An 11890-nucleotide genomic window follows, 5' to 3' on the forward strand; every position below is an offset into this window, starting at 1 on the left:
GGATGTAAAGCAAGTAAAAAGATTGCAGCTTTGAGAAGTTGTTACAATGAAAATCTTTGTGAAATAGGACTATAAAAAAATCCTATTTGTGAGACAAAAAGGATTTTGGTTAGACATGCAGGGGCAATCCCAGCTTGTTTTAGATTAGTAGAGGAGTTCGTAAATCTCCATGGCGATTAAGTCAATACTGTCAAAAGTATAAGTTTCGCGAGCTTCTACATCACGAAGGGTAAAAATTGAGCCGTTTTCTTCATCATGGCTGTATGCAACTTCTGCAACAACAACTCCTTCGCGTTCAAAATTACGTTTTAAATTTCCGCCATCTTTTGCCATTGCTTCAAGGCGGTTGATGATTCTAACCAAATGTGATTCCATTTTGATTCTCCTTCATTTCTTATCGTTACTATTTTACCATAAAGGAGGCCAACTTGCCTAGAAAAAACTAAGATTTCTCGCTAATTCTACCAGCTTAAAGTTTTTTAGAATAAATTGGATAAAAGGTTTGAATTTTAATTCAATACATGTTATAATCATACAGTATTCTATTTTAGAAAGCAGTGTGACTATGAATTTTTCTTTTTTACCTAAGTATTTACCTTATTTTAACTATGGGGCTGTTGTAACGGTTCTCATTTCTATCTGTGTTGTCTTTTTGGGAACTATTTTGGGTGTTGTCTTGGCTTTTGGGCAACGTTCAAAGTTTAAACCGCTTGTTTGGCTCGCCAACTTGTACGTTTGGATTTTCCGTGGGACACCGATGATGGTTCAGATTATGATTGCCTTTGCTCTTATGCATATCAATGCTCCGATTATTCAGGTTGGGATTTTGGGTGTTGATCTTTCTCGCTTGATTCCAGGGATTTTGATTATCTCTATGAACAGTGGTGCTTATGTTTCTGAGACTGTTCGGGCTGGGCTTAATGCGGTTCCAAAAGGTCAGCTAGAAGCGGCTTATTCGCTAGGGATTCGTCCTAAAAACGCTATGAGATATGTGATTTTGCCACAAGCTATCAAAAATATCTTGCCAGCTTTGGGGAACGAATTTATCACCATTATCAAGGATAGCTCCCTCTTATCCGCTATTGGTGTCATGGAGTTGTGGAACGGGGCTACAACAGTTTCTACAACAACCTATCTACCTTTGACACCACTTTTATTTGCAGCCTTTTACTACTTGATTATGACTTCTATTTTGACCGTAGCCTTGAAAGCTTTTGAAAAACGTATGGGACAAGGAGATAAGAAATAATGACAGATACCTTGATAAAAATTGAAAATTTACATAAATCCTTTGGAAAGAATGAAGTATTGAAGGGCATCAACCTCGAGATTAAAAGAGGAGAAGTTGTGGTTATCATTGGTCCTTCAGGGAGTGGGAAATCTACCTTGCTTCGCTCTATGAATTTATTGGAAGAAGCGACCAAGGGGAAGGTTATCTTTGAGGGAGTCGATATTACGGACAAGAAGAATGACCTGTTTGCCATGCGTGAGAAGATGGGCATGGTTTTCCAACAATTTAATCTCTTTCCTAATATGACTGTGATGGAAAATATTACCTTGTCTCCTATCAAGACAAAAGGTGAAAGTAAGGAAGTTGCAGAGAAGAGAGCTCAGGAACTTTTGGAAAAAGTTGGTTTACCAGATAAGGTAACTGCTTATCCACAGAGTTTGTCAGGTGGCCAGCAACAGCGGATTGCCATCGCGCGTGGTTTGGCTATGGAACCTGATGTTTTGCTCTTTGACGAGCCAACTTCAGCTCTGGACCCTGAGATGGTTGGAGAAGTTCTAGCTGTTATGCAAGACCTTGCCAAGTCAGGAATGACCATGGTTATCGTAACACATGAGATGGGATTTGCCCGTGAGGTGGCAGATCGTGTCATCTTTATGGCAGACGGTGTGGTTGTTGAAGATGGGACACCTGAGCAGATTTTTGAACAAACCCAAGAACAACGGACTAAAGACTTCTTGAGTAAGGTTTTATAATCTATTTTAAAATTTCAAGACAAGATTAGTGAAAAGCTCAACCAGAGCTTTTTCTTATAGTTTGAAACTATAGGCTGACCTAGTCAAGAAGTGTTAGAGCTACATTGTATTTTTTGGTATAATGGAAGATATTTGAAAGAAAAGAGAATTGATATGACACAGATTATTGATGGGAAAGCTTTAGCGGCCAAATTGCAGGGGCAGTTGGCTGAAAAGACTGAAAAATTAAAGGGAGAAACAGGTCTAGTGCCTGGTTTGGTAGTGATTTTGGTTGGGGACAATCCAGCAAGCCAAGTCTATGTTCGCAACAAGGAGAGGTCAGCTCTTGCGGCTGGTTTCCGTAGCGAAGTAGTGCGAGTTCCAGAGACCATTACTCAAGAGGAAGTGTTAGACCTGATTGCTAAATATAATCAGGATCCAGCTTGGCATGGAATTTTGGTCCAGTTGCCCTTACCAAAACACATTGATGAAGAGGCGGTTCTATTGGCTATTGACCCAGAAAAGGATGTGGATGGTTTCCATCCTCTAAATATGGGACGCCTTTGGTCTGGACATCCAGTCATGATTCCATCAACACCTGCAGGAATTATGGAGATGTTTCATGAATATGGGATTGACTTGGAAGGTAAAAATGCGGTCGTAATCGGTCGTTCAAATATCGTTGGAAAACCCATGGCCCAGCTTCTTTTGGCCAAGAATGCAACAGTGACCTTGACTCACTCACGCACCCATAATCTCGCTAAGGTGGCTGCTAAAGCGGATATTCTTGTGGTCGCAATCGGTCGTGCTAAGTTTGTGACTCCTGATTTTGTGAAACCAGGTGCGGTTGTCATTGACGTTGGGATGAACCGCGATGAAAATGGTAAGCTCTGTGGAGATGTTGACTATGATGCCGTTGCCCCACTTGCTAGCTACATCACGCCAGTACCTGGAGGTGTCGGTCCTATGACCATTACTATGCTGATGGAGCAGACCTACCAAGCAGCAGTCAGGACATTGGATAGAAAATAAGAGAAACATTCGCTGAAGATAGTGTAGTTTTTATAGCTATATCTAGAATGGCATACAATAAATATTAAATTGTAAAAATAAGATTACAAAAGGAGGTCTGCGCCTCTTTTTTGTTGTATAATAAATGCGAGAGGAAAAACGATGAAAGTGATTGATCAAGCCTTACTAGAAAAAGTCATTATTGAACGTTCTCGTACAAGTCATAAAGGAGACTACGGTCGTTTGCTGTTGCTGGGTGGGACCTATCCTTATGGTGGTGCTATCATCATGGCTGCTTTGGCAGCTGTGAAAAGTGGTGCAGGATTGGTGACCGTTGGAACAGATAGGGAAAATATCCCAGCTTTGCACAGTCATTTACCTGAGGCTATGGCCTTTTCTCTTCAAGACAAGCAATTGTTAAAAGAGCAGTTGGAGAAGGCAGAAGTTGTCTTGCTGGGACCTGGTTTAGGAGACAATGCTTTTGGAGAAGATTTAGTCAAAGAGGTCTTTGCTACTCTAAGACAGAATCAGATTTTGCTTGTAGATGGAGGGGCTTTAACCATCCTTGCTAGGACAAGTTTGTCATTTCCTTTGAGTCAGCTTATCCTAACTCCCCATCAAAAAGAATGGGAAAAACTGTCTGGTATTGCTATTGAAAAGCAAAACAAAGATGCAACGGCTAGTGGCCTGACTTCCTTCCCTCAAGGAACGATTTTAGTTGAAAAAGGTTCAGCTACTCGTATTTGGCAAGCTGGCCAGTCTGATTATTACCAGTTACAGGTTGGTGGTCCCTATCAGGCGACTGGGGGAATGGGAGATACTCTGGCTGGGATGATTGCAGGAATTACAGGCCAGTTTAAGCAAGCTAGTCTTTATGAACGTGTGGCAGTAGCGACTCATATTCATTCTGCCATAGCCCAAGAACTAGCTCAAGAACATTATGTGGTCTTGCCGACGGAGATTAGTAATTGTCTTCCTAAAGTAATGAATAAAATATCTAAAAATAGACTGAGGGAGAACTTAATTTGAGTGGGAAATTTAGAAATTTTTTTAAGATAAAACGCATAATATCAAGTTTTTTTATACCTGATAATATGTGTTTTTATAATTTTGAAACCAATCATTTTCATAATCAGATTCATTCTCAATCCAAACCTTTTACTTCAACTTCGATAGTTTGTTGAAAAAATTTTAAAGACCTTTACTTTACCAAATATGTTCCCTATTTTATTTATGTCTCTATTTAATCATTTTTTGTATTACAGGAGGTCAATTATGAGAAATTTTTGGAAAAATAGTTCAAATGGAAAAAAGAAACGGAAATAGTTTTATAACAATGAATGTTCTTGTTTAATTGCTTTTTATATTCATTTTACAAATTTTTAAAAATTATAATAAAGAATTTCTGAAATGAAAATATTTTTAATCTTATTTTCTTGTTTTAATGTTACTGAAAATAGAATATTTGATGTTTCCAACTTTTGAATAATAAAGGTATACATGATATAATGAAGGTAGCTCTTTAGTGGAGGTGTTTGAGTGGAAAATCTGAAGAAAATGGCAGGCATCAAGGCTGCTGAGTTTGTCAAGGATGGCATGGTAGTAGGATTGGGTACTGGCTCTACTGCCTATTATTTTGTTGAAGAAATCGGTCGTCGGATTAAGGAAGAAGGTTTGCAGATTACAGCCGTAACGACTTCTAGCGTGACTAGTAAACAGGCTGAAGGGCTTAATATTCCGCTCAAGTCTATTGACCAAGTAGATTTGGTTGATGTGACGGTTGATGGCGCGGATGAAGTGGATAGTCAGTTTAATGGAATCAAAGGCGGTGGTGGTGCCCTTCTCATGGAGAAGGTTGTCGCAACGCCCTCAAAAGAATACATTTGGGTGGTGGATGAAAGCAAGCTGGTAGACAAACTAGGTGCTTTTAAATTGCCTGTGGAAGTGGTTCAATATGGTGCAGAACAGCTTTTCCGTCGTTTTGAGCGAGCTGGCTACAAACCAAGTTTCCGTGAAAAAGACGGCCACCGTTTTGTGACGGATATGCAGAACTTTATCATTGACTTAGCCTTGGATGTCATCGAAGATCCAATTACCTTTGGGCAAGAATTGGACCAAGTTGTTGGTGTCGTAGAGCACGGCTTATTCAACCAAATGGTGGATAAGGTTATTGTTGCTGGACGAGACGGGATTCAGATTTTAACCTCAAGAAAAGGAAAATAGAAGGAGATACACTATGTCAAAATTTAATCGTATTCATTTGGTAGTATTAGATTCTGTAGGAATCGGTGCTGCACCAGATGCTAATAACTTTGTCAATGCAGGGGTTCCAGATGGAGCTTCTGACACACTGGGACACATTTCAAAAACAGTTGGTTTGAATGTGCCAAACATGGCTAAAATCGGTCTAGGAAATATTCCTCGTGAAACTCCTCTGAAGACTGTACCAGCTGAAAGCAATCCAACAGGGTATGCAACAAAATTGGAAGAAGTATCTCTTGGTAAAGATACGATGACTGGTCACTGGGAAATAATGGGACTCAACATTACTGAGCCCTTCGATACTTTCTGGAACGGATTCCCAGAAGAAATCTTGACAAAAATCGAAGAATTTTCAGGACGCAAGGTCATTCGTGAAGCCAACAAACCTTACTCAGGAACAGCCGTTATCGATGACTTTGGACCACGTCAGATGGAAACTGGAGAGTTGATTATCTATACTTCAGCAGATCCTGTTTTGCAGATTGCTGCTCATGAAGACATCATTCCTCTGGATGAATTGTACCGTATCTGTGAATATGCACGTTCGATTACCCTTGAGCGTCCAGCCCTTCTCGGTCGTATCATTGCTCGTCCTTATGTAGGTGAGCCTGGTAACTTCACTCGCACAGCAAACCGTCGTGACTTGGCAGTATCTCCATTTGCACCGACTGTTTTGGATAAATTGAACGAGGCTGGTATCGATACTTACGCTGTTGGTAAAATCAACGATATCTTTAACGGTGCTGGTATCAACCATGACATGGGACACAATAAGTCAAACAGCCACGGAATTGATACACTATTGAAGACTATGGCACTTACTGAGTTTGAAAAAGGATTCTCATTCACAAACTTGGTTGACTTTGATGCCCTTTACGGTCACCGCCGCAATGCTCATGGTTACCGTGATTGCTTGCATGAGTTTGATGAACGCTTACCTGAAATTATCGCAGCTATGCGAGAAAATGACCTACTCTTGATTACTGCGGATCATGGCAATGACCCAACTTACGCAGGAACAGACCACACTCGTGAATATATTCCATTGTTGGCCTACAGCCCTGCCTTTAAAGGAAATGGTGTTATTCCAGTCGGACATTTTGCAGATATCTCAGCGACAGTTGCGGATAACTTTGGTGTTGAAACTGCCATGATTGGGGAAAGTTTCTTAGATAAATTGGTGTAAGATGAAACGCTATGCTTTACTTGTTCGGGGCATTAATGTAGGTGGGAAAAATAAAGTTGTCATGGCGCAACTTCGCCAAGAACTGACAGAGTTGGGACTGGAAAAGGTTGAAAGCTACATCAACAGTGGCAATATTTTCTTCACTTCGATAGACCCCAAAGCTCAATTAGTTGAAAAATTAGAAGTTTTCTTTGAAGTCCATTATTCATTTATTCAAAGTTTTTCTTTACTGAGTCAAGAAGACTATGAAGAAGAACTTGAAAAGCTACCAGCTTGGTGGAACAAAGACTTGGCACGAAAAGACGTCCTCTTTTACACTGAGGGCTTGGATGTGGAGCAAGTCATCGAGACGGTTAAAAGTTTAGAGCTGAAAGATGAAGTGCTTCATTTTGGAAAACTTGGGATTTTCTGGGGGAAATTTTCTGAAGAATCCTACTCTAAGACTGCCTATCATAAGCACCTGCTCAAGATGCCTTTCTATCGCCACATTACCATTCGCAATGCAAAAACTTTTGACAAAATCGGTCAATTGCTAAAAAATAAAAAGGAGACACACAATGACATTTTTAGACAAAATCAATGAAACAGCTGCTTTCCTGAAAGAAAAGGGAATCCAAGCGCCTGAGTTCGGTCTAATCCTTGGGTCAGGACTTGGAGAACTTGCAGAAGAAATCGAAAATCCAGTTGTAGTAGACTATGCTGAGATTCCAAACTGGGGCCGTTCAACAGTAGTTGGTCACGCTGGTAAATTGGTATATGGTGAACTGGCAGGTCGCAAGGTCTTGGCTCTTCAAGGTCGCTTCCATTTCTACGAGGGAAATTCTCTGGAAGTCGTGACTTTCCCAGTTCGTGTGATGAAAGTTCTCGGATGTGAAGGTGTCATTGTAACCAATGCAGCTGGTGGTATTAGCTTTGGTCCTGGTACTTTGATGGCTATCTCAGACCATATCAATATGACGGGAAAAAACCCATTAATGGGTGAAAACTTGGATGATTTTGGACCTCGTTTCCCAGATATGTCTAAGTCCTACACACCAGAATACCGTGCTACTGCCCATGAAGTGGCTAAGAAACTTGGTATCAAGCTTGATGAAGGTGTCTATATCGGTGTAACTGGTCCGACTTATGAGACACCAGCAGAGATTCGTGCCTATAAGACATTGGGAGCAGATGCAGTTGGTATGTCGACTGTTCCTGAAGTTATTGTGGCAGCCCACTCTGGCTTGAAAGTTCTCGGTATTTCATGTATTACTAACCATGCTGCAGGCTTCCAAGAAGAACTCAACCACGAAGAAGTTGTAGAAGTGACTGAACGTGTCAAAGGCGATTTCAAAGGCTTGCTGAAAGCGATTCTTGCAGCACTATGAGAAAGAAAAATAAGTGTGAAAACTTCTCTATAAAGTAGAAGATGAATGAAATACTTAACTTCTATATAGAATTATAATATGAAAAATGAATGAGGTTCCTATACTTTTATAAACCTCTTCAAATCCTTGCTAACAAAGTATAAAAATGAAATCGTGATGCTAAAGGAGATTAGCTGATTGGAGAATATTGTTGGTAAAGAGGGTGAAAAAAATAAAAGAAAGATATATGTATAAATGAAAATTGGTCAACAAATTATGCGTTTTGGCATAAAAAAATTAAGTATCGGAGTTGTATCTGTAGCAGTTGGTTTTGCTTTTATAGTACCAACAGGTGTTTCTGCCAATGAAGGAAATCATGGTCTGAAAAATGAAGGCTCTGTATCAGTAGTAGCAAAGGATAGTCCCGTAAAAGAAAACACTGATAAAAAACAGGAAGTATCTATTACAGAGGAGAAAGCTACAGCTACTCAATCAACTTTAGAAACAAAAGAAGTTGTTACACATGGAAAAGAAAAAGCAGGAGAAGAATTATATAAGAAAGAATCTGCTGTGCCTCATGAGGAATTGAAGAAAGAGGAAATTCTAAAGGATGAGCCGAAAAATTCTCGTCCAGTAACAGAGGCAGACTTTGTCAAAATTTCTAAAGGTGAACTCCATGTAGAGAAGGATCTTGTAGATAATTCTTTATACGGTGGAAAATTTTTAGATCCTGATGGTGATGATGATCATGATGGAATCAAAAATAAGGATGAATTGTATATTTACAATAAAGATGGGAAAGACTATTTAGGTTACCATAGCCATCCATTACTAGCAGATAGTGATGGAGACGGACTAGAAGACGGAGAAGATGATAACAAGAAACAATGGTATGTCACAGATCGTGATTCTCTCCTTTTTATGGAGTTGGCTTATCGTGATGATGATTACATTGAAAAAATTCTAGATCATAAAAATCCTTTTCCAAGTCTCTATCTTGATCGTCAAGAATATAAAATGATGCACAATGAGTTAGCCCCATTTTGGAAGATGAAAAAGGCTTATCATACAGCAAGTGGTTTGGATGCTTTCTTGTTTGAAACTAAGAGTGATCTTCCTTATTTAAAAGACAATACGGTTCAAATGTTGGCTATTCGTGGAACGCGAGTTAATGACGCCAAGGATTTAAGTGCAGATTTTGTTTTATTTGGTGGAAATAAACCTGCACAAGCGGATGATATCCGTAATGTTGTAAAAGAACTGGCGCAGGATTCCAGTATCACCAATCTGTATATGACAGGTCATTCGCTGGGAGGCTACTTAGCTCAAATAGCGGCAGTTGAAGCTTATCAAAAATATCCTACTTTTTATAATAATGTTTTGAAAAAAGTTACGACATTTAGCGCTCCTAAAGTCATTACTTCTCGAACTATTTGGAATGCTAAAAATGGTTTCTGGGATGTAGGATTAGAAAGTCGTAAGTTGGCTTTATCTGGAAAAATAAAACATTATGTAGTAGATAATGATAATGTTGTGACATCTTTGATTCGTAATGATAATGATATTGTAACTTTTACAGGTAACTCTAGTTTCAAACACCGTTCGCGTGGTTATTTTGAAAGTAGAATGAATGCTATCCCGAATTTTAATATTGGAAAACGTGATACGCTTGATAAACAGGGATATCGTGATCAAAAATTGGACAAAGTCTATTTCTTTAAGAAACAACAAGTCCCTCTGTCATCTAGTCAACCAAGTGTTGAACCTCTTGAAAATATAGCTCTAGGAAAACGAGTAACTCAAAGTTCGACAGCTTTTGGAGGAGATGCTAGAAGAGCAGTTGATGGGAAATTAGATGGAAATTACGGACATAATTCTGTCACTCATACAGATTTTCAATCAAAACCTTGGTGGCAAGTCGATTTAGACAAGGAAGAAACGATTCGCCAGATTAATATTTACAATCGAACAGATGCTGCTCAAGATAGACTGACTAATTTTAATGTGATTCTTTTGGATAGTTTTGGAAAAGAAATTGAAAGAAAGCGCATTGCATACTTGCGAGATAGTTCCGCTCAGATTTCAATTGATTATAAGAAAGCTCGTTTTGTACGCATTGAGTTAGATGGATATAACGCTCTCAGTCTTGCAGAAGTTCAGGTTTTTCGTGCTGAAAATATTGCTTGGAAAAAACAAGCACGTCAAAGCTCTACCGAATTTGGAGGAGATGCTAGTCGTGCTCTAGATGGTAATACCAATAGTAATTATAGCCAGCAATCTATCACTCATACTAAGTTTGAAAATCAACCTTGGTGGGAAGTTGATTTAGGTCGTACGGAACAGGTTGGCTTGTCCGACTTTATAATCGTGGGGATGGAGAACTTTCTAAACGTCTCTCAGACTTTGATGTGATTTTATATGATGAAAAAGGGACAGAAGTTGCTAGACAATATGTTTCTCGTTTAGAAGGAAGCAGTTTAGATCTCCAGTTGAATGGTAAATTAGGTCGCCGTGTTCGCATTCAATTGCGTCAAAAAAATCAAGCTCTCAGCCTTGCAGAAGTAGAGGTTTTTCGATTTGTAGCTAAAAATAATGCAAATACTCAAACTTCTAAGCCTGTACAATTGTTAAACTACACTCCTGTAAAAGATAAGACCCTAACTATCCAACATAGTGGCGCTTACATTGCACGTTATTCAATATCGTGGGAAGAAGTTACAGTAGATAAAAATGGTCAATCAGTTGTCCGAAGTCGTTCTTGGGAAGGGAATGGGCGCAATCAGATCGCAGGCTCTATCCTCAATCTCCCAATTAAGTCTAATATGCGCAATCTTCGAATTAAGATTGAGAAAAGAACTGGTCTTTTTTTGAATAGATGGCAAACAATCTATGATAATAGACCAATTCTTGCACAAGCCCATCGAAAAATCACTCACTGGGGAACAACATTGAATTCTAAGGTGAGTGATGACGATGTCTTATAATCTGATGATACAATGACAGTTAGGTTGTCTAGCTTATAAGGAAAGTACTAGCTGATTTTGAACAGAATTCAGGTAGCTTTCTATGAGAGAAAAAAATAAAACAGAAAGGTAGAGTGAAGTGTTCTAATTTGAACACGAGCGGAAAACTCGGAAAATAGATAATCTGACGAGAAATCCTGATTTCTCGTCAGATTCCTAATTTTCAGTCGTTTTCTTGTCGCTCTCTAATCTTCATAAAATAAAGAAAGGATGGGTAAACCGTATTTGCTGAACTGAATACGGGCGGAGAACTGTGTAAAAAAGATAAACTGTCTAGCATCTGCGATGCGTCGTCAGTTTCCTATTTTTACTTTGTTCTCTGTCGCCCTTTATATCTTAATTATGTCTATCCATATTGCTGCTAAGCAGGGTGAAATTGCTGATAAAATTCTTCTTCCTGGGGATCCTCTTCGTGCGAAATTTATCGCTGAGAATTTTCTTGAAGATGCTGTTTGCTTTAACGAAGTTCGTAACATGTTTGGTTACACTGGTACTTACAAGGGTCATCGTGTATCTGTCATGGGAACTGGTATGGGAATGCCATCTATTTCGATTTATGCGCGTGAGTTGATTGTTGACTACGGTGTGAAAAAATTAATCCGTGTGGGAACTGCGGGTTCTTTGAATGAAGATGTCCACGTTCGTGAATTGGTTTTGGCGCAGGCAGCTGCAACTAACTCAAACATCGTCCGTAATGACTGGCCACAGTACGATTTCCCACAAATAGCTAGCTTTGATTTGTTGGATAAGGCCTACCATATCGCCAAAGAACTCGGTATGACAACCCATGTTGGGAACGTTTTATCATCTGATGTCTTTTACTCAAACTACTTTGAAAAGAACATCGAACTTGGTAAATGGGGAGTCAAGGCTGTGGAAATGGAAGCAGCGGCTCTTTACTATCTTGCTGCTCAACACCATGTTGATGCTTTAGCTATTATGACTATTTCAGATAGTTTGGTCAATCCAGATGAAGATACAACCGCAGAAGAACGCCAAAACACCTTCACTGATATGATGAAGGTTGGTTTGGAAACCTTGATTGCAGACTAAAGGTAAGCTATATTCAGAATGATTTCTCTTGTTCTCAAAATGATAAC

Annotated in this window: 12 protein-coding genes; 11 read left to right on the forward strand and 1 reads right to left on the reverse strand. The window is 39.3% G+C overall.

Annotation, left to right across the window (positions count from 1 at the left end; translation table 11 throughout):
* Positions 1-144: 144 nt before the first annotated feature.
* Positions 145-375 carry a DUF1797 family protein gene (locus CJ239_RS10265; RefSeq protein WP_000443570.1) on the reverse strand — a complete coding sequence of 77 codons (231 nt, stop codon included), beginning with the start codon at positions 373-375 and terminating at the stop codon, positions 145-147.
* A gap of 190 nt (positions 376-565) precedes the next feature.
* Here CJ239_RS10265 and CJ239_RS10270 point away from each other — a divergent pair, with 190 nt between their 5' ends.
* From CJ239_RS10270 to deoD, 11 genes are all read left to right on the forward strand, one after another.
* Positions 566-1249 (forward strand): amino acid ABC transporter permease, encoded by a 684-nt coding sequence (locus tag CJ239_RS10270; protein ID WP_102211491.1) that lies wholly within the window; start codon positions 566-568, stop codon positions 1247-1249.
* A complete protein-coding gene (locus CJ239_RS10275; RefSeq protein WP_102211492.1) occupies positions 1249-1983 on the forward strand; it encodes an amino acid ABC transporter ATP-binding protein in 735 nt (244 codons plus the stop codon). The genes CJ239_RS10270 and CJ239_RS10275 overlap by 1 nt, the downstream gene beginning before the upstream one ends.
* A 153-nt stretch (positions 1984-2136) precedes the next feature.
* Positions 2137-2994, forward strand: coding sequence for a bifunctional methylenetetrahydrofolate dehydrogenase/methenyltetrahydrofolate cyclohydrolase (locus CJ239_RS10280; protein WP_180958270.1), 858 nt, complete (start codon positions 2137-2139; stop codon positions 2992-2994).
* A 141-nt stretch (positions 2995-3135) separates the two neighbouring features.
* Complete coding sequence (locus tag CJ239_RS10285) at positions 3136-4002, forward strand: NAD(P)H-hydrate dehydratase (RefSeq protein ID WP_102211494.1); 867 nt, start codon at positions 3136-3138, stop codon at positions 4000-4002.
* 510 nt (positions 4003-4512) lie between these two features.
* On the forward strand, positions 4513-5196 hold the full coding sequence (gene rpiA, locus CJ239_RS10290; protein WP_102211495.1) for a ribose-5-phosphate isomerase RpiA: 684 nt from the start codon (positions 4513-4515) through the stop codon (positions 5194-5196).
* A 13-nt stretch (positions 5197-5209) separates the two neighbouring features.
* Positions 5210-6421 carry a phosphopentomutase gene (locus tag CJ239_RS10295; protein WP_042901157.1) on the forward strand — a complete coding sequence of 404 codons (1212 nt, stop codon included), beginning with the start codon at positions 5210-5212 and terminating at the stop codon, positions 6419-6421.
* A gap of 1 nt (position 6422) precedes the next feature.
* A complete protein-coding gene (locus CJ239_RS10300) occupies positions 6423-7004 on the forward strand; it encodes a DUF1697 domain-containing protein (protein ID WP_102211496.1) in 582 nt (193 codons plus the stop codon).
* Positions 6979-7788 carry a purine-nucleoside phosphorylase gene (locus tag CJ239_RS10305; RefSeq protein WP_102211497.1) on the forward strand — a complete coding sequence of 270 codons (810 nt, stop codon included), beginning with the start codon at positions 6979-6981 and terminating at the stop codon, positions 7786-7788. The genes CJ239_RS10300 and CJ239_RS10305 overlap by 26 nt, the downstream gene beginning before the upstream one ends.
* A 234-nt stretch (positions 7789-8022) precedes the next feature.
* Positions 8023-10179, forward strand: a complete 2157-nt coding sequence (locus CJ239_RS11880; RefSeq protein WP_102211498.1) for a discoidin domain-containing protein — start codon at positions 8023-8025, stop codon at positions 10177-10179.
* Between the two features lie 77 nt (positions 10180-10256).
* Entirely contained in the window at positions 10257-10751 is a 495-nt protein-coding gene (locus CJ239_RS10315) for a thiol-activated cytolysin C-terminal domain-containing protein (protein ID WP_102211525.1), read from the forward strand.
* Between the two features lie 381 nt (positions 10752-11132).
* Positions 11133-11843 (forward strand): purine-nucleoside phosphorylase, encoded by a 711-nt coding sequence (gene deoD, locus CJ239_RS10320; RefSeq protein WP_020900223.1) that lies wholly within the window; start codon positions 11133-11135, stop codon positions 11841-11843.
* The last annotated feature ends 47 nt before the right edge of the window (positions 11844-11890 follow it).

The sequence above is a fragment of the Streptococcus sp. UMB0029 genome, assembly GCF_002871495.1.
GTDB lineage: Bacteria > Bacillota > Bacilli > Lactobacillales > Streptococcaceae > Streptococcus.